Source organism: Paenibacillus sp. FSL R5-0887, from assembly GCF_038002305.1.
Taxonomy (GTDB): Bacteria; Bacillota; Bacilli; order Paenibacillales; family Paenibacillaceae; genus Paenibacillus_AQ; species Paenibacillus_AQ odorifer.
This window is the reverse complement of the sequence record NZ_JBBOCE010000001.1, coordinates 578,503-600,881: the sequence shown is the minus strand read 5'-3', so window position 1 is coordinate 600,881 and position 22,379 is coordinate 578,503. Positions and strand designations below refer to the sequence as shown.

20 protein-coding genes and 1 pseudogene are annotated in these 22,379 nt (G+C 46.1%); 2 read left to right on the top strand and 19 right to left on the bottom strand.

Translation table 11 applies throughout. From position 1 onward, the window contains the following. Positions 1-7 precede the first annotated feature (7 nt). The 19 genes and pseudogenes from MKY14_RS02640 to MKY14_RS02555 all read right to left on the bottom strand — a co-directional run bounded on the left by MKY14_RS02640 (position 8) and on the right by MKY14_RS02555 (position 19,885). Complete coding sequence (locus MKY14_RS02640) at positions 8-295, bottom strand: hypothetical protein (RefSeq protein WP_076129939.1); 288 nt, start codon at positions 293-295, stop codon at positions 8-10. A gap of 27 nt (positions 296-322) precedes the next feature. Next, a complete protein-coding gene (locus MKY14_RS02635) occupies positions 323-1,975 on the bottom strand; it encodes a carbamoyltransferase family protein (protein ID WP_076129938.1) in 1,653 nt (550 codons plus the stop codon). Continuing rightward, entirely contained in the window at positions 1,969-4,554 is a 2,586-nt protein-coding gene (gene uvrA, locus MKY14_RS02630; RefSeq protein WP_076305287.1) for an excinuclease ABC subunit UvrA, read from the bottom strand. The genes MKY14_RS02635 and uvrA overlap by 7 nt, the downstream gene beginning before the upstream one ends. Further along, positions 4,547-6,280 carry a hypothetical protein gene (locus tag MKY14_RS02625; RefSeq protein ID WP_143763938.1) on the bottom strand — a complete coding sequence of 578 codons (1,734 nt, stop codon included), beginning with the start codon at positions 6,278-6,280 and terminating at the stop codon, positions 4,547-4,549. The genes uvrA and MKY14_RS02625 overlap by 8 nt, the downstream gene beginning before the upstream one ends. 10 nt (positions 6,281-6,290) lie before the next feature. Further along, the gene (locus MKY14_RS02620; protein ID WP_076305289.1) at positions 6,291-7,484 is read right to left on the bottom strand and encodes a glycosyltransferase; all 1,194 of its coding nucleotides are present in this window, start codon (positions 7,482-7,484) and stop codon (positions 6,291-6,293) included. Positions 7,485-7,486: 2 nt separating this feature from the next. Next, a complete protein-coding gene (locus MKY14_RS02615) occupies positions 7,487-7,753 on the bottom strand; it encodes an acyl carrier protein (protein WP_036685924.1) in 267 nt (88 codons plus the stop codon). Between the two features lie 14 nt (positions 7,754-7,767). Further along, entirely contained in the window at positions 7,768-8,937 is a 1,170-nt protein-coding gene (locus MKY14_RS02610) for a peptidase U32 family protein (RefSeq protein ID WP_076129934.1), read from the bottom strand. A gap of 3 nt (positions 8,938-8,940) precedes the next feature. Then, positions 8,941-10,137, bottom strand: coding sequence for a glycosyltransferase (locus MKY14_RS02605; RefSeq protein WP_076129933.1), 1,197 nt, complete (start codon positions 10,135-10,137; stop codon positions 8,941-8,943). Then, positions 10,134-11,048 carry an NAD-dependent epimerase/dehydratase family protein gene (locus MKY14_RS02600; protein ID WP_179088803.1) on the bottom strand — a complete coding sequence of 305 codons (915 nt, stop codon included), beginning with the start codon at positions 11,046-11,048 and terminating at the stop codon, positions 10,134-10,136. Before MKY14_RS02600 ends, MKY14_RS02605 begins: the two co-directional genes overlap by 4 nt. A gap of 8 nt (positions 11,049-11,056) precedes the next feature. Continuing rightward, complete coding sequence (locus MKY14_RS02595) at positions 11,057-12,538, bottom strand: class I adenylate-forming enzyme family protein (RefSeq protein WP_076129931.1); 1,482 nt, start codon at positions 12,536-12,538, stop codon at positions 11,057-11,059. 12 nt (positions 12,539-12,550) lie between these two features. Next, positions 12,551-13,345 (bottom strand): ABC transporter permease, encoded by a 795-nt coding sequence (locus tag MKY14_RS02590; RefSeq protein WP_076309157.1) that lies wholly within the window; start codon positions 13,343-13,345, stop codon positions 12,551-12,553. A 5-nt stretch (positions 13,346-13,350) separates the two neighbouring features. Further along, positions 13,351-14,142 (bottom strand): ABC transporter permease, encoded by a 792-nt coding sequence (locus tag MKY14_RS02585; RefSeq protein WP_038570104.1) that lies wholly within the window; start codon positions 14,140-14,142, stop codon positions 13,351-13,353. Then, positions 14,139-15,146 (bottom strand): ABC transporter ATP-binding protein, encoded by a 1,008-nt coding sequence (locus tag MKY14_RS02580; protein WP_076183227.1) that lies wholly within the window; start codon positions 15,144-15,146, stop codon positions 14,139-14,141. Before MKY14_RS02580 ends, MKY14_RS02585 begins: the two co-directional genes overlap by 4 nt. Next, positions 15,143-16,291, bottom strand: coding sequence for a DegT/DnrJ/EryC1/StrS family aminotransferase (locus MKY14_RS02575; protein ID WP_218641646.1), 1,149 nt, complete (start codon positions 16,289-16,291; stop codon positions 15,143-15,145). Before MKY14_RS02575 ends, MKY14_RS02580 begins: the two co-directional genes overlap by 4 nt. Before the next feature lie 12 nt (positions 16,292-16,303). After that, the gene (locus tag MKY14_RS02570; RefSeq protein WP_340975718.1) at positions 16,304-17,164 is read right to left on the bottom strand and encodes a hypothetical protein; all 861 of its coding nucleotides are present in this window, start codon (positions 17,162-17,164) and stop codon (positions 16,304-16,306) included. A 26-nt stretch (positions 17,165-17,190) separates the two neighbouring features. After that, the gene (locus MKY14_RS02565; RefSeq protein ID WP_076183221.1) at positions 17,191-17,886 is read right to left on the bottom strand and encodes a hypothetical protein; all 696 of its coding nucleotides are present in this window, start codon (positions 17,884-17,886) and stop codon (positions 17,191-17,193) included. After that, on the bottom strand, positions 17,883-18,995 hold the full coding sequence (locus MKY14_RS02560) for an electron transfer flavoprotein subunit alpha/FixB family protein (RefSeq protein WP_254857014.1): 1,113 nt from the start codon (positions 18,993-18,995) through the stop codon (positions 17,883-17,885). The genes MKY14_RS02565 and MKY14_RS02560 overlap by 4 nt, the downstream gene beginning before the upstream one ends. Before the next feature lie 3 nt (positions 18,996-18,998). Then, a pseudogene (locus tag MKY14_RS30755) lies at positions 18,999-19,085 on the bottom strand (4Fe-4S binding protein); the annotation flags it as partial. Beyond that, positions 19,082-19,885, bottom strand: a complete 804-nt coding sequence (locus tag MKY14_RS02555; protein ID WP_256715848.1) for an electron transfer flavoprotein subunit beta/FixA family protein — start codon at positions 19,883-19,885, stop codon at positions 19,082-19,084. The pseudogene MKY14_RS30755 and the gene MKY14_RS02555, both read right to left, overlap by 4 nt. 221 nt (positions 19,886-20,106) lie before the next feature. Between MKY14_RS02555 and MKY14_RS02550 the strand changes: the two genes are divergently transcribed. Both MKY14_RS02550 and MKY14_RS02545 read left to right on the top strand, forming a co-directional pair. After that, positions 20,107-21,093 (top strand): hypothetical protein, encoded by a 987-nt coding sequence (locus MKY14_RS02550; protein ID WP_076183212.1) that lies wholly within the window; start codon positions 20,107-20,109, stop codon positions 21,091-21,093. Positions 21,094-21,126: 33 nt separating this feature from the next. After that, on the top strand, positions 21,127-22,215 hold the full coding sequence (locus MKY14_RS02545; RefSeq protein ID WP_340975717.1) for a hypothetical protein: 1,089 nt from the start codon (positions 21,127-21,129) through the stop codon (positions 22,213-22,215). Positions 22,216-22,379: the final 164 nt, after the last annotated feature.

Below are 22,379 nucleotides of genomic sequence, written 5' to 3'. Positions count from 1 at the left end.
TCATGCATCAGGAAATTGCCTTATCATTGAGCAACACTTTAAGACAGTTAATAATCGTCAGGGGAGACTCAAAGGTCTCCGGAGTGAGACAGTTGTCTGGAATCTGAACCCGGAAGACCTCCTCCAAATCGTACAGAAGATATAAAGCCCGAAACGAATTAACTCCCCATTCGCTTAAAGTTCTGTTCAAATCAGCAGCCTGTAGCGTCTCTTTCTGTTCTACTGTGGGTAAGGCTCCATTTTTGCGGATTAGTTCCATCACTGTCGCTTGGATATATTCCTCATCTCTGTTCATAACGGTCAAATCCCCTCGTTTCCCGTATTATTTTTCGATTAAGAAATTGCCGACCGCCAGCGCATCCATAGCGGAGGTATAGAAGGTTTTGATGGCGTCGTATGGAGTCTCACACACCGGTTCTCCTCGTGTGTTAAGCGATGTGTTCATTATCAGCGGAATTCCAGACAACTTATAATGCTCGGCAATAAGCTGATGCCAGACCGGATTCACCTCGCTTCGGACCGTTTGCGGTCTAGTGGATCCATCTACATGCACGATGGCAGGAACAGCTTGCCTTCTCTCTTCTTTGACTGTGTAGGCTTTCAGCATATACGGCGAATACTGCGCCTCCTCCACCAACCAATCCGAATGTTCATCCATAATACTTGGCGCCAGAGGTCTCCAGGATTCTCTGAATTTGATTTTTTGATTGACTTTTACATATGAATCATAACTTGCAGGACTGGCTGTTATGGAACGATTGCCCAATGCCCTTGGCCCCATCTCGGCTGCGCCTTGGAACCAGCCAATGACTTTACCTCTATCAATCAGTTCTGCCGTCTGCCGGCAAATATCGGATGAATAGTTATACTTCAAACCAAGCTTTTTTAACACCTCCGATATATGGTTGTCATCATAGGAAATTCCCCAGTAAGGAGTCTTCAGTCTGCCCTTTACAGGGAGAACGGAACGTTCTTTAGAGGCAATCATGGCAGCTCCGATACAGCCCCCAGCATCATTGGTTGCCGGTAATACGAAGATTTCATCGAACATTCCGAGGCGTTCCAGCCTTCCATTCGTCGTACAATTGAGAGCAACACCTCCGCCTATCACCAAATTTTTACTGTTGCCTTGCCGGATGGTCTGCTGGCAAAGATGCACAATAGTGTCTTCCAGCGCCTGCTGCGCCGATGCGGCAATATCTTTGTGCTTCTTGCTGTATTCGACCGTATAATTGAGCCCGCCATACAGTGTATTATTGCTATAGATACGTTTTGGAGGATCACCGAATTTACGGTACATTTCCTTCATCCATATTCGGGTCAGCTTGTTATACTTATCCTCCAAACCAAGCGAACTATCAGGTTCTCCGATAGGAATCTCGTACCCGTCTTCCGTCAACCGTACAGAAAAGTCATAGACTGACTCTCCATAAGAGGCTAATCCCATCAGCTTTCCTTCTCCCGATGCTCCAAGCTGTAAATAATCACTGACTATGGAATAAAAAAATCCAAGCGATTGTGAAATTCCGTATTCTTGCTTAACCTCAATATGCTCATTCTTCCCATAGGCTACTGTGGTTGAAATATCGTCTCCTTGTCCGTCCATGACCAAAATCACCGCATCATCGAACCCGGATAAATAGTAGGCACTTGCCGCATGGCATAAATGGTGGCTGACCGAAATGATAGTGGGCATTTTTTTGCCTGATAATACCGGGTGCTTCTTGAATTTCTCCAATATCCCCAATTCTTCCGCTTTTTGCGGGTCCCATGATAAAGCAATCAGATCGATATCTTCAAAAGCAACGCCCGCTTGTGACAGACAATTGAGGAGCGACAAAACCGGGGGCTCTCCGTAAGCATGTTTTTTTCGGCAAAAACGCTCCTCCTCAGCATAGGCCACCAAAACGCCATCATGAACCAAACATGCCGCTGAATCATGTCCTAGCCCACCGCTTAAACCAAGAATTAACACGTATACTCCCCCTCTAAGTTTTGTTGATATTGATTGAGAAGCTGATTTACAATTCGACCTGTTTTGGAATTCTTGATTTCCGCGATGTTCTCTGGTGTGCTTTCACCCAAGACTTGTCCCCCCTCCAGGCCTCCCTCCGGCCCCATGTCAATAATCCAGTCCGCCATGACTAAGACATCGGTATTATGCTCTATCACAACGACAGAATTACCCGAGTCGACCAACTGCCCAAGCATATCAATCAGCTTAATCACATCATGCGGATGCAGGCCTGTTGTTGGTTCATCAAGCAAGTACAAGGTGTGGTGTCTACTGCTTTTGGAGAGCTCTCTGGCCAACTTTACCCGTTGTGCCTCCCCGCCGGACAAAGTGGTTGCCGGCTGGCCCAGAATTAAATAATCCAGCCCAATACGGCACATCACATCCAGCTTGTTATATACGGATGGTTCATCCGCGAACAGTTTCATCCCTTCTTTTACAGAGCAAGCCAATACATCTGAAATGCTATGGTTTTTATACTTTACATCCAGAATCTCCGGCTTAAATCGTTTGGTCCGGCATACAGGACATGGGGTCTCAACCGACGGTAGGAATTGCAAATTCACTTGCACAAGCCCGGCTCCCTGACAGCGTTCGCATCGGCCGCCGGGTACGTTGCAAGAAAAGTGTTTGGCCTGGAGATTACGCATTTTCGCTTCAGGCAGCGCAGCAAAAATATTCCTTATCGCCGTGTACACATCTGTGTAAGTTGCCGCGTTTGATCTTGCAGTCTGACCGATAGGGGATTGATCAAAGCTAATGACCTTATGCACATTCTCCCAGCCCTTAACATCTGCATAGGCATCAGTCTCGGTGCTTTGGGTAAAATGAAGCTGTGCGGATCGAGCCAGGACGTCGAACATAAGAGTCGATTTCCCCGACCCTGATACCCCGGTCAGCACAACGAGCTTGCCCAACGGGATATTCACACTTACCTCCTTAAGGTTATGGCGATTGGCGTTTGTAATCTCAATGCATTTCCCGTTTCCTCTGCGGCGCTGTTCAGGAAGAACCACTGTATCTTCACCAGCGAAATACTGCCCGGTCCATGATCTGCTGCACTGAATCAGCTGCTGCACGGAGCCAGCCGCAACCACTTCTCCCCCTTGCTTGCCCGCACCCGGTCCGATGTCAATAATGTAATCGGCCGCCCGCATAACATCCGGGTCATGCTCGATAACTAGAACCGTATTTCCAAGATCACGCAACTGCCGGAGCACCCGGAGCAGGCCTTCGGTATCTATCGGGTGAAGGCCAATTGTCGGTTCATCGAGAATATACAAAACTCCTGTTAAGCTAGCTCCGATTAATGAGACGAGCTTAAGCCTCTGCATTTCTCCCAGAGATAAAGAAACGGTGGATCGGTCCAAGCTTAAGTAGCCGACACCTACTTCAATCAAGCGAGCCAGCTTTTTTTCCATTTCGGAAACGATGTTCATAAGCGGATCCTGACTTCCCCCTAGCTGTTGAGCGGACACTTTACGCAACCAGCCAAGCAAATGGAAGAGCGGCATTGCAGATGCTTCGGTGATACTTTTCCCGGCTAGCGTAACCGCTCGACTATCTGTGTTCAGCTTCGTACCGTGACAATCCGAACACTCTTGCAGATGAAAGAATTTTTCAATCTTCTCTCGATAGTCCGATTCGTGTCCGCGTTCCTTGTATCTGCGTTCCAGGTTGGTCAGAATTCCCTCGAACCTTCCCTCTGCAGCATAAGTTGGAGGGGTCTTCTCAGGAAAATGCCTGATAAATCGCTGGCTGTATACACCGAAATACAGCAGATCCCGTTCGACCGTGCCCAAATCTCTCAAGGGTTTATCAGAATCAAACACAAATCCGTAATAGTTACCGGCTGCAACCAAATTATCGGCCATTAACTGTGCTCCATGAGGATTGCTCCCCTTAAGTGCACACTGCTTCAAGCTGAGGCTGTCATTGAAAATTTCTTGTAAATTCGGTTTTCGTTCAACCCCCAAGCCCATACAAACCGGACATGCGCCTTCAGGTTTATTGAAAGAGAAATGGGACATGGTCAATGCTCTAAGCTCATGGCTGCACTCTGGGCACACGGCTTTGCCCTCATCGGAATAGGACATAGGAAGATCTTTAATCTCTGTTTCGATCGACTCATAGTTTTCCTGCCAGATGTCAGCACTACTTGGACCCTTGACTTGGCTTCCGCAATTAGGGCAAGGTCTTTCTCCGCTTTTGGTAAACAATATACGAAGCAAGGTGTACAATTCCGTTGTAGTTCCAACGGTTGACCGGGGATTTCGGTTAGTGTGGCGCTGGTCAATACAGATGGAAGGCGACAACCCTTCAATAGAATCAACCTTAGGTTTGTGGATAAAATCACTTATCATACCGAGCGAATCCATGTATTGCCTCTGACATTCCTGCTGCAAGGTATTCATGGCAAGCGTTGATTTGCCGGAACCAGACAATCCAGTTAACACCACTAGTTTGTTTCGGGGGATAGACAGAGATATATTTTTCAGATTGTTTTCTCTCGCACCTTGAATTTTAATCCAGTCATTCAATGTGATCGGCTCCTTCATGAGACATCGTCATATGCTGCCGTATGAATGTTATCCATTCGGTCTTCGCTTCAGAAATGTTCATCAGCTCACTGAAGCATGATTCATGGTTAAAAGCTACTAACAGATTTCCTTGCATCTTTGATGCTGGTTTTCGTTTTTTGCCGCTCCATATTTCTCCTTCAAAAAAACAATAGCTATCTTCATCAGTTATACAAACCCCGCCTTGAGACTGGTGGCTTTGATTTAACCAGACATACACCAACACTGTAAGGGAAGCAGGATCGGCGGTACCGTGACGTATTACTTGGTCCGCAGTCATCAGTCGGTCATGTTCCCGAAATATGGATTTCTTCTTCAATAAATCCACATATTCAAAAAAATGCTGTCTCGTATTATAGTCGCTCAGGAACTGACGAATAAGCGGACTATTCATAGATGCGAGAACATAAGCCTGCGGTTTTGTTACTAATAGTGTCTGATAAGCATATTTGGCGTACGTATATACAGAATCCGGCAGATTGCAGCTATATCTCAGCATCGTTTGACGCAGCAACCGATGAAGTTGCAGCGGGTCGGCGCATTCTTTTAAACTGGGCATTGGGCATTCATCCATATATCTAATTCCCGTTGTTAGCGGACGCGAGAATTTAAATACAATACCATCCTTGAACCAGTTATTTAACTGCTCCACCATCCGGTCTGATAAATTCGAACTTCCGGCAGCAGACCAATACTCCCTCTCATTGAACAGCTTGCTGATTTCGGTCTGATAATAGTAAGTACCTGCATTTAATTTAACAATCCGATCTGTGAAAAACAGATATGCCTCTCCAGTGATGGAGACGAGCAAACAATCGTAATTAACTAAACGGAGCTGGACGATATCCGAAGCCGCCAAGCCGCATAATCGGAGCACCGCAAAATAAAATGACATAAGCGGCGTACAATTAGCGGTTAGTGGAAAGTGATCTTCAGCCAAGGTCAACAATTCATCATAACTAAACGTTGGAGCAGTAAATTTGCTTGACCAGCTGCTGTTACGATCAGGCCGCTCAATCTGGAAATTGATATTTTCACTTGCAAAATGATATAAGGACTCCAGCGTCCCTAGAGCGGTTGGCTGAAACAGCAATGCTGCCAGATCAGCTACGCGCAAAGACAGCATATTGGATAGAATGGCCGCACATTCCAATTCAGAGTGCACTTCCCGGGAACGTATATTTCGTGGAATTGCCCGAGCGTATAAATTCGCCGGCAGAGGATCGTTGCTGTTTCTAACAATCTCCAATTCCGCTTCATTGGTCCACCAGAAGAGATCAGTCATGGAATAAGTATCGTAATAAATTAGATCGGCTTCGGCCGAACCAAACGGTAGCCAGCTTTTCTCGATCGTTACAACCTTCCATTCTTTTTTGTCTTCAACATAGCGCATAGTATAAATATGCTCATCCTTTAGCTGGTCAAACTCTTCATAAGTAAAGGTCAAAGTACAGGCAGCAACAATTTCAGCAAGACTTATTCTGACATTTCGTACGTTAAATTCTATGCAAGTCGGAACTGTTTTTTGTAAATACCCATGGAACCATGCCCGCTGTGATTCAGCTTCCATTTCATCTTCGAAATACTGGGTCTCCAGCCAAAGTTCAATATCTCCTGTTGTTAAAGCGCGATGAAGACAGTCGAGCAATGTAACGGAAATGGCGGATGTACCCAATGTCTTTTCCACACTCTTCACCTCACCTTGCTGACATTTCGGATTGCAGCATATTCTCCAGATACAGTTCGAATTTTTCAGGCTGGGCCTCCGTTATAAATTCCTGCGCGGCAGCTTTAGAGGCTGCAGAAATGGATTCGTAGAGTGTCCTGTCCGTCAGCAGCCGTTGCAAAGTCTCCACCCATATGGCAGTATCCTGTTCGGGAATAACCGGCATTGTATGTCCTGTTGCTTCATCCTTGTAAGTTTCCGAAATCGGCGTCACCGGAAGATTATAGTCAACCTTGCATTTCGATTGCATGAGGCCGCCTTGGTCGCTTGCAATAACAGGAATACCTCTTAGCATCGCTTCAATTACTGTCTGCCCAAAAGCTTCAGCGCAGATGGAAGGATGAAGCCACACTCGTACCTGTTCAAAAATCAAATTCATCTCGCGCTCCGGTTCAAGCAGTGTCACATTAGGCAGAGCACGTAAAGCGGATTGTTCCTCCTGCTTCAAATCGCCCCATGTAATTATCGCAGCAAAAGGATAGTCCGGAAAAGCTTGAGCCAGCTTCAGAAAAATGGATAAACCCTTTATCTCTGTAGGGTTGCATATCGCGATGTATCCTCTGTTGAAATTATGAAAGGTTGGAAAAATACCATCCCCATAAATTGGGAAACGTAGCGAAACAGCATTGGTATAACTCCCCCATTCGGTGATATTATGAGCTACGAAATCACTGTCACCAATAAAGCCGGAGACCTGGGCAAGCTCCTGTCGGAGCAGCGGATTTTCGATCCAGCTATGCGGCCCAAAAGGGAGAGTGATCACATCATGACAAATCACAACCAATTTTGTTGCGCTTCCAGCCACGAGCTTTATTCCCGCAGCAACCATGGTGTGGTAAGCCATATTCACAAGAACCACGTCCGGCTTGCCTTTTTTCATCAAATCCCCTGCTGTTCTGTATAACAGCATAACACTCGTGGTGAAATGGCATTCTACACCACTTACTGTACCCTGAAGACTATGCGCGGAACGAATAATATCGTTTACCCCATGCTCCTGCAGCTGTTCCTCCACCTGTAACAGAGAATCTTCCTGGTCTACCAGATGGACTACTCTACATTGATGTCCCCTGGCAGCCAGGGATTCGAATACTGCACGGTTAGCCTTGACGGCCCCTTGATAATAGGCAAAATAAGCACCTTCAGAAAGAAACAAAAGATTCATCGTCAGCTGCTCACCCTTTCCGACTGTCCCTCAATATATGCCGTCAATTTTCCGGTATCATTTAATAGTTCCAGTGCCAGGTCATCATCTTCAATGACGATTCCAAGCTGCTGTTCAATCTTAACGATAATCTGCAAAGCAATCAGTGAATCCATATGGAACGCTTCAAGTAAATCCGCTTGCGCATCCAGTTCCTCCATTGTAACCTCCTTGCTCAAGACCTCTGAAAAAATAGCGGCCAGCTTACCCAGAATCTCCTTGTTCTGCATGCTTATATCTCCTCTCAGAAAACCTTTGGTTGGCGCTCTGCCGTATCTTGTACCAGCTGCTGCAGCATGTTCAAGCTCTTGGTCCGGGCAGAAGGATCAGGAAACGAAAGGGCTTCAACGGCAAATTGATCGCAATACCCGCATACCGCACAATCCAGCGACCGGCAATCGACTTCTTTGAAAAAATCAATAAAACCTTGCAGCTTAGAATTGTCAAGATAAACATCCAATAAGGTCAGGGCACGGATGCTCTGGCGGCTCTGCTGCGTTTGCCGGGAAAAAACCGCCTTTTCTCGTGTAACCGCACCGGCGGCTCTGCGATGGTTGGTGTGAACGATGTTCAAAATATCAGCCAAGTTCCCCGGATACTGCCTATCATGATAGGCTTTTGCCGCCTGCAACAGCCAGGCAGTAGATTTTGACCGGTCTGTCAGCTTAAAACGGTGTATGCCTATCTTCTCATATTCCGCCAAATCCTCCGGCCTGATCCAGCGCGCCTTCATGATATTCCCTGGATCATTAAATTTCTCGTAAGTGCATTTGACGGAGCAATAATCCATAAAGCTTTGGTTATCCGTTCCACGGTTGGATGAGCCATGGCTCATTACATTGTCATGATAGACCTGCATTGGACATTCATAGAGACAGGTCTGATTGACAATGACCTGGATTTCACATTCAACGCTGTTCTGTATACGTTCAAGCAGCCTGAAATCTCTGGCTATATTTTCTCTCACTGTGATCTCTTTGACGCCCATTGAATCAAAGTATTTTGCCCGTTCCACACTTTCGACCACCGCAAAGGAGGACAAGCTCACTTTGATCTCAGGATGTCTTCTCCTGCAAATATCCACAAGCAGCTGATTGGCTAAGGTGATCCAGTCTACACCTATTTCAGCAGCCCAATCCATTTGATCTACAATTTGTCGGTAGCCTTCATCCTCATATTCCCTGTTGCCGAGACAGGAACTGTTCATCAAATAGTTAAACTCTTTGTTGTACATATGGGCCCGCTTAACCGCTTGTTCAATATCGCTCCGCGTACTTATCGGCATTGCCGCAGCCGATCTTCCGCTTCCACAGCCCTCCTTAGAAGAACCACCGAAGAAGCAGCTGATATATTCGTATCCGCCCAGCTCGTCAATAAGCTGGATATCGCCGTTATATGGAACAGATATCTTCATAAATTACACCTGCCAGCTATTTTTTTGTGCCAGTGCGATCAATGCAGCACAGCAATTCTCAGTTCCGCTTAAAGTCCTCAGCTTGGACCTATAATGCCCGCGAAGCTCAGCCAAATTATCGTTCAACGCTGTCTCAACAATCTTACGGATACGGCTTGGTCTGAATGCTTGAACGGGTAGTTTATAAGTGAGCCCAAGATTTTGGAGCTGCGTACAATTATAGTCCCGTTCAAAATGTTGACCGGGAATGGTTATGCTCGGAAGTCCATGCAGCATTGTCGTAAGCATAGTATCTTGTCCGCCATGAAAGATTACCAGAGCTGCTTCCGGCATAATTTCAGCAGCCGGGATAAACCAATGGAATTGAATATTGTCGGTATGGTCAGGAAGCGCCTTAAGCTCATAATGAAATCCGCATAAACAGGCAACACGGTAGGGTTGCTTGTCAAAGATCTCTTTGACCAGCTCAATATAAATTAAAGGGGGAATGGCACTAACGCTTAAATAAATAAAAATTAGCGGCTTGTCCTGCCAGTCCGGATGCCACTGCAGATTTGAAGATTGTCTTGCCTCCAAATCCAGAATGTAACCGGCGAAATCGCACTCCTTCAACGCAGCCAGCTCCGGCTCCAGTTCCGGTAGTGTCGGTGCCATTTTAATCGTTGCTCTTGAAAATAATAATTCAGCCAGATTGGAAACAGAATCCAGTGAATAATCCGCCAACACCTCGTTAAAAGCGGCGATAGCTTTGGCAGATCCCGGATACTGTAGGTTGGCCGGGAAGGCTGGATGGCTTGGCCAGCTCGCAATCATCAAAGCGGGAATCTGGGCCACGGCAGCTGAAATGGAAGCACTCGGACGAGACTCGGCAAATATAGCGTTGGGTTTAAAAGCCTGTATCGCCTTCAGTTCAGCCTCAACCGCTTGACGGATAAAGCCCGATTCTGCCATCCCTGTCCACTCCACATAATCGGCAGCACTGCGAACATCTCCGGAATTCGCTGAAGGAAGCGGAATCGGATAGTCATAAACCTGAAAGCCGTTGGCTCGGACAAATTCAGCAAGCTTGCCGCCAATCACAAAGCTGACCGTGCAACCTTGGCTTTGCAGAACCTTGGCAATGCCCAGCGTTTTGCTTACTGATCCTACAGAACCGGAGCTAGGGGGGCTTGGAAGAAGCATAATTCTTGGCGGACTCACAAACTATTCACCTCGCTTCTATTCGACATTTCTTCGATTAAATAAGGAATCGCATGGGCGTAAGTAGGGTATGCCAGCCGTACATCGGCATTCTTTTTTATCTTTTCGTTTCCCATACGTACGGAAAGGGCGCGTAAACCATGTATACTTAGTCTGATACGCTCAGTGACAGCCTCAGGAGAAATCCATTGTATTTCAGACAGTTGAGCATATTTCCGAACCTCTTTTATCAATTCCTCCTGTGTTAGAGGAAGATCATCACTCACGTTATAAATCTCTTGAACAACAAGATTGCTCCAGGCCAACTGCATCATTGAAATAACATCGTCAATATGCACTTTAGATGAGTAACTGCGTCCGTTCCCCAGCATCTGAGTGCAGCGCATTAATTGCCGGATATAATTATGCTCAAGCGGGCCGTACACTTCAGCGATCCTGAGAATGATATAAGAAAATTTCGCATGGGTGCAGTATTGCTGGACCAGCTGCTCCATTTCGAGTGTAATTCTTCCAAATGGATGAACGGGATGGCACAGTACAGATTCATCGGCCACACAAACGTTGTCGCTTCCATATACAGCCCCATTGCTTGCCACAATGAACTTGCCATACGTTCCGCTGCGCAAAAGTTGGTCCAGCAGATTCCGCGTCCCCTCTACATAAAGCTGCCTCATCCGGGACACAGAACCAGAATGTTTGCCGGCAAGATGATAGACGACATCAATATCCTCCCCTATGCCATCCATCGTTTCAGGGTTCAGAACGTCGCCTACCCACAGTTCCATACCCAATTCTGCAAGTGTTTCGCCAACGCCTTTTTCCTTCGGCAATACAAGCCCTCTGACAGCATGTCCCTGTTCCAGTAAACTGCTTGTTAACCTGCTCCCGATAAAACCGCTGCAACCTGTCACCAGAAATCTCATGGCGTCAGGATGTGACTGGCTGCTTGATTCTGATTTCTCAGCTTCTTCCCATAGCGACCCTTGGGAATGTTATCCGTCCACTTGATTACTCTAGGCACCTTATATGCCGCAAGTCTCGCTGAACAGAATCTGATAATATCATCGGCTGATACCTGGGCATCCAGCGGCACAATCTCCGCAATCAGCTTGCTGCCATAGTATTTATCGGAAACACCAAATACAAGTGCTTCTTTAATGCCGTTATGGAGCAGCAGGACTTGTTCAATCTCTGCCGGATTTACCAAATGTCCGCCGACATTGATGTTATCAGAAAGCCGCCCCGACAAATACAGATACCCAGCCTCATCCAACCTTCCCAGATCACCCGTACGTACCCAACCCTGTTGAAAGACCTCTGCCTGCAACTCTGGCTGCCCGTAATACCCGCACGATATATGAGCGCCGCTGACCCATATCTCTCCCTCCTCTCCATGAGCAACTTCGTGCCCCTCCGGGTCAAGCAGCCGAATAGAAACTCCCAGATGTGGCTGTCCCACCGAATCTCTGATCAGTTCTTGCTCATTTGAAGGATTATAGGCAATTGCCCCACCTTCGGATGAACAGAACAATGAACGGATAGACTTGCCCGATAGCTTATAAAAGTCATTAAAAGTCGCTGCGTCCAGATGGGCAGAACAGCTGATGCACAGTCTCACTTTATCCCAAGCTACACTTGAGGATGACACGACTGACTCATTAAGCAAGGCATACATATAGGGAACCGCAAAAAGAATCGTTACCTCTTTGCGATTGATCTGCTCGCAAATTCTAGCAGGCATTGTTCCCTTCGACATGATTAATGTAGCACCGGCACAGAGGGCCGGTAGGACTACAGTGGTTAGCGTCGCGGGCAGCCACGGCGAAATCGGTGTGAACAGCTTGTCGTTTGCAGTAATCTCAAGCCCTCTACAGATAGCCATTACATTATTGTAGATGGCCCGATGGCTGAACTGTACACATTTAGGCGGTCCAGTCGTTCCTGAGGTATAAAAATTCAAAGCAATATCTTCATCAGACTGCTTATCTGCCTGTAAAAAAAGCGTCGCAGTCCTAAAAATAAACATCGGTACTCTGAGTACGAGCTCAAGCTGACTGCTGCCCTCCGAATCAATTGGATCGCAAATTAAATACTGACAATGGCTTGACGAGTGCATTCTCTCCAGTTCCGGTAAGTTCTTCACAGGTTCAAATGGGATCGGAACGGCTCCCGTATGCCAGCATGCAAGCCACAGCATGATAAAAGCAGATTTGTCTGCAACGGCTAAGGCAACTCTGTGCCCGGGCCGGATCCCCGCGAGATCCAGCTTCTCACTACTGTGCTCCAGTTCCTGCCGTAGCTCTTCATAAGAGATCGTTGATCCTTCATAATCAATGGCCGTAAGCCCTGGATTATTCAAGCAATTGAAATAAATCAAATCAAATATGGAAGAAGTGTCCACTTAGAATCCTCCTCAGCTTGAAGCACTTGCATATTTTTTCACTGCTCGTTTAAAAAACGCACTGGCTAACATTAGCAAAACCGCAGCTAGCAAGCTGCCTCCGAATAAATAGGACCGGCTTACCCTGCCCACTAATGCTTCTGCAGGAATAGAAACGATAAAGGCGACAGGAACGATCCAGGTAAGCGCCAATTGGATTGGTTTCTGATATACATTGACCGGAAATCTACCCATCTGCATGATACTGTCGAATATACTCAACATCGGACTTCCGGCATACCAAAACGCCAAAGAGCTTAATAATAGCAGTATTGAGTACAACAGCAGTAAAGCATTGCAAATGGCCCATACAAACATCAGACAAGTGGATATTCCTATCGCTTCTTGCATTTGAGAAACGCCAAGCACCATCACCGCTACTCCCACCATAACATCAAACAGATTAAGCGGAGACCAGTATCTCGTGCTCACATAAAATTGGGTCTCAATCGGTTTGAGCAGTGTTAAATCAAATCCTCCAGTCCATAGCTCCCCTTCCATCCCGGCTAATGAGCCAAGGCTTGGACCAACAAATAGATTTTTCATTGCCAAAATAAAATAGTAAACGCCCGATAATGCCAGCGTATCCGCAAAAGTCCAACTGTTAAGCGAATTTGTGTTGGAAAAGAGGATCGCGATCCCGCCAATCGTCCCGGTTAAATTAATTGCGGTATACAAAATTTTGATTAGAAAGTCACCGCGGAATGACGCTTCCTTTAGAAGCGCTGTAGAGAAAAACAATCTCAGCAAACGCATATATCTCAGCATGTTCCCTACCCTCCCACGGCCATGTATGCACGAATCCCTTTTTTCCACACTAAACGGTTACATAATATGATAACGACCGCCCAAATGAATTGAACAATTATGCCAAAAACAAGCTGTGAATGATCCAACTTTCCAAGGGAAAACTCTATCGGAAAGCTGATCATATATTGAAAAGGCAAATAATCCGAGATATCCTGCATAAATCCCGGAAGCAACGACGAAGGCGCTACCTGTCCGGCCAGCAAAAATACCAGGGTGTCGTTAATAGAAAGCAAGGACTTGATTTTATTGGTGAAAAATGCAAACAGGGAAAGTGTATAGGCCAGCATAAATCTGATTATTTGAGCCATGAGAAGAAGATAAACGGCCACCAGCAAGTCCAGACCGGATATAGCCAGTCTGAAGTTCAAAAAAATGGCAGCCACGCCGGCAACAAATATAACAAAAGGCATACAGACGATTTTGACAGCCAAATCTGACGCAACCACATCGTAAAAAGGCGATATCGGCCTCAACAATACAATCGACATCTTGCCGCCATAGATTTGATCGCCGACCGTCCAGTGTGAGGTAGGGTAGGTCAGCTGGTTCACAAGAATTAACAGAATATAATACCTCACAAAATCCTGCTGAGTGAACCCGGTTATGCTCCCATCCCCCGCAGCAACGGTCCAAACAAACATATAGATGATAGGTCCCATCATCCAACCAAGCGTCAATGTCCAGAAAAACCCTTTCTCAGCCATAAACCCGAACATAGTCCTACGTATCAGCGCAAAGCCTCCGCGAAAATTCAAAGGAGCCTCCCCTCTCGATACACTTCATCAATTACAGAATCGATTGGAGCATCATTGATTGTTACATTTCCAATGCAATAGCTATTAAAGATTTCTGAAACAATCTCAGGTACAGCTTCCTTCTGAATCTTAAACAATACGTAGCTTTCCGCAAGCTCCATGACCTGCAAGCTGTCAGTAAACTTCTCCTTTAGCTCTTCAATTGTGCCCGTTACGTCTTCATCCATAAAACTGACTTTGAGAATGCGGTAGGGAGCTATTTTACCGCTCAGCTGCTCCAGAGATCCGTCGTATAACAGCTTGCCTTGATTGATCAGTACAACCCGTTTACAAAGGGAAGAAATATCCTCCATATAGTGACTGGTAAGCAGGATGGTTGTCTCATGTTTTTGGTTATACTCCTTGATAAAACTGCGAAGCCGCAGCTGCATGCTGACATCTAGCCCCAAAGTAGGCTCATCCAAAAACAATACACGTGGCTGGTGTAACAACGCTGCTGTTAATTCACACTTGGAGCGTTCTCCCAAAGAGAGATTCCGCGCCTGATTCTTAAGCAGATGCCCTATATCCAGCAGTTCTTTTAGCTCATTGAGTCTTTTTTTAAAATCAGCATCAGAGACTCCGTATATTTCCTTCATCACAAAGAAAGAGTCCTCGACCGTAATATCCCAGGTTAACGTCGATTTGTTCCCCATTACCATACTGATGTTGCGCAGAAACTTATGTTGGCGTTCCCACGGTTTGAAGCCATAGACGGAAATGTCGCCTGATGTCGGATACAGGATACCGGAGAGCATCTTCAGCGTGGTTGTCTTTCCCGCGCCGTTAGGTCCGATGAACCCGACAATTTCTCCCGGCTCAACCCTGAGGTCGATACCTTTTACAGCCTCAACTTCGTTGTATTCCATTTTGATCAGACTTTTGAACGCATGCTTTAACCCATGTTCTCTTACAGGGACGCGATAGACCTTTCTCAGATTATCAATAATAATGCCCTCTTTCATTGCTGCCCCCTTAACTCTGCGACCACACTTAAGAATACAGCCAAAACATAATCGATCTGCTCATCAGTCAAATTGGGATAAATCGGCAAGCAGATATGACGCCGACAATAATCATCCGCTAGCGGATATTCCCCACTGAACTGTAGGGAAGCAGCGATCGGCTGCCTATGAAGCGGCGTTGCATATACCTCCCCTTGGAGCGAAACGCCTTTCTCCTTGAGTCTGTCCTTCAAATCGGAACTATCAACGTCCAAAGGCACTATAACAATGTACTTATACCAACTGCATCTGTCCTGCGGCATCACAATCTCGAAATCAGGAAGATTTTTCGTAAAGAAGGAAGTATAACGGTTGGCGATCGCTTCCCGTTGTTCAATGATCGCGTCGAGTCGCTCAAACTGGGTAAGCGCTATCGTAGCTGTGATATCACTCATTCGATAATTGTTGCCAAGCGAGGTGTGGTAAGTCTCCCAGGGCTGGGGCTTGCCATGATTGCGGAACATTCGCAGCTTCTCAGCCATTGAATGATCGTTTGTGACAATGATCCCTCCTTCCCCCGAGGTAATGATTTTCGTGGCAAAAAAGGAATAACTTCCGGCAATTCCGAAAGCTCCCGCACCTTTTCCAGCCATCCTGCTGCCATGTGCATGAGCGGCATCTTCAAATAACCAGAGCCCCTGCTCATCGCACCATTGCCTGATTTCTTCAATCTCCGGTGTAACAATTCCGCCAATATGTACGATAATAACCCCTCGGGTACGACTTGTGGCCTGCTTCTTTATTTCAGCCAGCGACACCGAGAATGTACGGGGATCAATATCAACAAGGCGAACATGCCCTCCGGCAAACAGGACACTGGAAGCCGTGGCAATAAACGTATTTGCCGGAACCAGCACTTCCTGCCCCTTTACTTCGAGCACTCTCATTACCGCTTCAATCGCACTTGTACCCGAATTAACCGCAATGGCATGAGTAACTCCTACATACCGGGCAAAACGTTCCTCCAGCTCCTGTACATACCTACCCTGACTCAACGCTCCTCTCGACAGACAATCATCAATTCGCTCCATAATGATACGCCGCTCCTGCTCAGAAAATGCAATATCGAGTGCGGGTACATCCATAACACCTTGTGTCAACTGCATGACGAACCTCCTCTACCAGTCATAGACTACAGTTTTCCCTTCAAAAAAGCCTTCCGCCGCTTGCCTGATAAATTGCTCCATATGTTCCGCATGAATATGTTGGGCAATTAGGCTGGTTACTTCAAGCTCTTGCTTCCCAATTCTGCGAGAGATTTCCTGAATACGGTCATGCGTTATGGATTCCTTAAGTATTCCAGGTCTTGTCAGATCAATAAATTGTATGTGCTGGTCTGGTGGATCGTTTTTTAAAGCCGAATGCCGTTGAACCTGCGAGAGCAGGTCCGAATCAAGTGCAACAATGGCTCTCTCCTCGCAGTCCCACACACCGCTATTTAACCCGGCCCAAATCTCATCCTTGGCCTCCTTCTTTTCAACACTGAAGCTCAAATCTTCATCCTGCTCAAGCAACCTTAATAAAAGCTTTCCTAGCAGTCCCATTCCCCACAGTTCCACCGTTTTAATGCCTTCATCTGCCAGCTCTTCACACACATTTAGTGCCACACAAAACATAGGAACAAACGCAGCTGTCACAGGGTCTAAGTCGTTGGAAATAAAGATCTGACCATCCACCCCACTGTGCAGAGGGACACATACATCCTTTGTATAATGAGGAGAAAACACAAGAGCTTGGCCTACGCGATGCTCTGCTCCAAGCCCCGCTTTAGTCACTACTCCGACACTGGAGTAAGGATAATGCCCTGGTAAATGGCATGCCCCATGAAAAAGCTGCAAGCAGGATGGGTCCTTTACCGTTCCCGTTAAAGTAAAACGGTTGGTAATGAACAATTCATTAGGACCCGGTTCCGCCTTGCGAGCAGTGGTGAAGTGTACACTAGGCTGATGATGCCCCGATTCAGTGAACTTATTGTACATAGCTGAAATAACCGTCTCCTTACTGCTTATATATGGTCAGGTATCCACGTATAACGTCCGCCCACCATAGGCGAGTGGAAATTCGGCATCCAGCCATGTGCTGTAAACTCGCCAGCCGAGTCGAAACCAACCACAAGCATCGCCTTTCCCTCATATTTGCCGTTGGTAATCCACATCTTTGTCCTTATATCCGGTGTTTGTCCTGTCAGATGCCTCATGCGGGCGACAAATACCAGATACCGCTCCAGGCTCATTCCCAATTTTCCGGTTTTCTTGTATGTACGCTGTATTTCCACAGCCGTCCGATCCAGCATATTCGGTTCGGTTGTCCGCGGAACGGTGAACCAGAAATCCTCAACTTCCGGAGTCGCTGCGACCAGTTCACTCTCCAGCGCCCAATTGCGGATATTAAACAAGCAGCCTAATTGCTTGCGGCTGACGCCTTGGGGAACACATAAAATGATCTCGTTTCTTCGGTCCGCTTCTTCTAATTCTTCTCTCGTAAACTGCGGCATCCGAAGTGAAAATTTTCGCTGGATGATATATTCGATTCCTAATGTTCTGTACCAATTCTCCATCTCGCTCCGGATGTATTCCGGAGAATATGTGTCGTGGACATCACTTTGAAACCTGAACATATCCTCCTTCTGAAGCAAGTGCTCATCGAGCATGACGCCAATCGTATGCAGCGTTTGTTGTCTTAACAGCTCCTTCTCAATCATCGCCCAACCTCCTGTACTGTGTTCAATGCCGACAATATTTCAGGTATGACTCTAAAAAGATCGCCTACGATCCCATATGTGGAGTAGTCAAAGATAGGTGCATTGCGATCCGTATTTATTGCAATTATCGTCTCCGAATGATGCATCCCAACCTTATGCTGCACTGCCCCAGACACTCCGCAGGCGATGTACAGTTTGGGCTTGACCATTTTACCTGTCAGTCCGACTTGATGCATACTATCCATCCATCCACATTCTACAAGCGGTCTGGTAACCGCTACTTTCCCCCCAAGCGCATCGGCGAGCGCATAGATTAAACAAAGATTGTCCGCGTTTTGAATGCCTCTCCCGGCAGCAACAATAATTTCTGTAGTCTCGATGCTCTCCTTGCCCACGGCTTCTTCAATTACTCCCATAAACTGCAGGACTGAGGAAGAGCAAGAATACTGGGAGCTTAGATCAACAATCTTGCCCTGCACGACGTGTGCGGTCTCAGCAGCGGAATAAAAATTGGTTTTTACAGTTGCCATTTGCGGCCGTCTTGCCGGTATTTTTATCTCAGCGAATTGCTCGCCCATTTGCGTTGGTCTGGTAATAATAAAATCCCCATGATCCGGTCCCATCTTCAAATCGATGCAATCGGCGCATAGCCCCGTCCGCAGGCGGACTGCGACTCTGGGGAAAATAGACCTCCCCCATGCGGTAGCCATACCTAGCACGACAGACGGTCTTTGATCCCGGAGCACCGCAGAAATCAAATTATAATGAATATCTTCGGCGTAACGCTGTATGCCCGGTTTGTTCACCATCCACACCTCATCTACTCCCCATTGAAGCAGACGCTGGGCTAGGTCTTCTATACGCTCTCCGACCACCAAAGCACAAATGCGCTGGGCTCTCATAGCCTGCAGCTGTTTTGCTGCGCTAACCAGTTCCGGAAAATATGAAGAGAGCGCGCCTTCAGCATGTTCCACAACAAGGCAAATACCTTCATGCTCAGGGTACGGTTGTCTGGTCTCCTGTACCCTGTCTTTCATTATAATGGCTTGGTTAGGACAGCAAGACGTGCAGACTGAGCAATAAGTACATGCCGCAACGTCGATACGCAAGCCCTCATCCTCATCTTTGATTGCAGCCGCGGGACAGCGTTTTAAACACAGGAGGCAATATGTGCATTGTTCCTGATCAATCCTAATCATCCACTTCTAACCTCGCTGATTTTGCTGATTATCGGCTCCAATACCCGTAGATATTCATCGCTTTCTAGCAAAATCCCCTTTCTTTCGGAGTGCTGTTCGTACACTGAAACTACTTCAGTAGCCGAGCCTGCCAAACCAACCGTCTGTGGGTCAAGGCCAAGGTCATGACAGGACCATACCAGAATATCCTTGGTTCTGGCATGCAATTTGGCAGCAATTGTTAGCGGTTTCAACTCAGAGACGGCTGTCATTCCACCAATACTCAATACTGCCGGAAGCCGGCAAGACTGTCTGGTTGTTACCCCTTCGTCATGCTGGCGGTGGAACAATACCTCATCAGTCGAAATATCCTCAAACCGTGTTACATTTATCGCGTGGGGGATATCTAGATACTCGCCGATTCCCGGACCTACCTGACCGGTATCACTGTCGGTTGAATGGCTGCCGGTCAGAACCAGATCACATCCACCAAGCTTCTCAACAGCACGAGCCAGTACCAGCGATGTCGCCAATGTATCCGAACCGGCAAAAGAAGCGTCGCTGAGCAGGACAGCCTCATCGATCCCATAACCCATGAACTCCTGTAGAACCGTTTTACAACCGGGAGGGGCCATGGAAATAAGAGTTACATTAGCATTACAGCTATTCTTCAGCTCCAATGCCACATGGATGGCTTGCCGGTCCGGATAGTTTAGCTCAAAGGTTGCCTTCGGTGGCGGTGAGGCCGAGATCTTACGGCCATCATCAATGCCACGCACATTGTATTTGTTCACGTGTGCAATAAACTTTAAACAAACCACTATTCGCAATATATCGCTCCCCCCATCACATTCTGCAGCTTTTTCACCAGAGAAACGTATGCCAAAATGTATTCAAAAGTACTATTCTTCGCCAGATTACCACTTCCCTTTATTATCATAATATGATTATCATCACATAATTGGAATGAACAATTATTATAGTATAATAATGTCATTTATTTCATTTTTATTTAAATATAATGGGAATATGGAGGTGTAAATTGAGTAAAATTACTTTACCCGTTTCCGATCCACTAATAAATACTTCCAACACTTATGGGACTTTGTTTTCTATTATTTCTTCGGATAACCGCATATGGCCCTGGGTTTATTCCAACTTCATTCAGCTGAGATATGTAACGGATTGGGAAACTTACTTTTTTGACAATCATGAGCTTCTTGTTGATTATTGCCCATTTCTCAATAAGTTCATATTGCCTAGAACCATCATTTCCAAGTGGTCTTCCTTTACGGATTTCGTTGTAGACTCTATCAACGGCGATTGCTATGTATGGTGCCATCTCGACCGGTACTTTATATCTGCATATCAGGAGTTCGGCCAAGAGCACCGTTTTCACGAGACATTAATTTACGGCTACGATCTTGATCGCCAAACAGTCTGCATTCGGGACAATATTACGGGCGGTAAATTTATGACCGCTCAATGCACCTTTTCCGAACTGGAATCTGCCTTTGACTATCTGTGCAGAGAAGAAAATTTTATTACGCGTGTAACTTTGCTTAGCAAAATCGATGCAGAATTTGATTTAAACGTCGAACAGATTGTCGACAGCTTGCAGCGATATCTATCCTCCAAGCGCACATTTGATTTTATTAACCATACCACTACCAGCATTTATGGACAAAGTGTGTACCAACACCTCATTTATCAAATGGAGCACCCTAAAGAGGATGACCCTGAGCTTGACATTAGAGCTTATCATTTGCTGTGGGAGCATAAGAAGCTTATGGTTTTAAGACTTAAATATCTCCAACAAATAGAACTCCTGATGCAATGCAACCGATGGATTGAACGTTGTACTGAGCTTGAAGAACGTTCTCTTCTGAACAGAAATATGGTGCTTCGGTATAATCTGTCCATGGACCCCAAGGTGCTAGACGCACTCAAACATTCTCTGTTGACCATACAAACAGACGAAGCCAAATTATTGGGCGAAATAATAAGCGCGCTCGGCTCCAAGGGATGAATTGGAGAATTAGCAGCAGTTGGAGGGACAATTATGCAGCCGTTGCAGACGTTAGAAATGGAATATTACTATAATTCTGCAGGGGAGCCTATTGCAGAGGTACAGTCACTGGGAAACTGCTATACCCGTAATATTTTTTTCATGCTAAAAAGGTATGTCAATGACTCTAGCGTATTGTACAAGATGTTTTTAGATGATTTTAATCTGAAATTAGTTACCCATACTGACAGTGACCAGTTTGAATTAAGCTTGAACGAGATCAAAGATCCCGAGGATTATATAACAGTCGCTAATAAACATACTTTTAGCAACAATGCAGAGGCAGCCATCCAGACGATAGAGACACTGTTAGCAAATAACGAAGTCGTATTTGTCAATACGTTAATGAAACGAGTCCCCTTTTATAGAACATTTGAATTAAACCCGGCTCTGGAAACAGATCATATTGTGGATGGGCATATATTTTTGATCCTAGGGCAGACGGCAACTGATTTTTATTTCTTGGACAATTATATAAATTACAACAAAGAGTATTTCAAGCCTTATCCGCATAACAAAAATATCGGTCAAGATGCCAAAACTTCGTTTATGGATGCCTACAATCGGCAGTTTTCCTGTTTCACAGTGCATCCTAATCAAGATGAGCTTGCTGAATTGCCAGCCCGAGCCTCGCTCATTTTAAGAACCGCGCTATCGAATTATTATAAGCCGCCCTCTTGTACCGAAGGACGCCTTGAATATATCGGACGATCAGCTATCCAGGAACTGAACAATCTGTTTGCAAGTGGACGCTTCATCCTCAATACAAAGATTTCAAACCGCCCCCATGACCTTTACTCTTTAACCCGGACGACGCTCACCCGTCATTCAGATAGAAAAAAAGTATTGCTATTGCTGCTGAATTCCTTAGCGAATCCTAATGCTCTCAGCGATGTCATTCATTATGCTCGGCAAAGCATCGAACAATGGGAACTTTTAAGGAATGTTATGACCAGGCAGTATATCATGAATGAATTTACACTTACTGACCAGATGGAAGAATACATGGCCTATGTCCTTCATGCGGAAGACCTGTTTTATCATTCCATTGAAAAAAACATCGATAACTTATGCCAAATATAGGATATAAGCGTAACGCCTCATCCTAGAAAAAAAGAGACTTGTCAAATAGACAGGTCTCTTTAAAGTATTTACCGCATTGCCACTTATCACGGCTAATAACAACTTCGCTAACGACATGGAAGGAACGGAGGGTCCGGGTAAGGGCTTTTGCTCATATCCCCCTC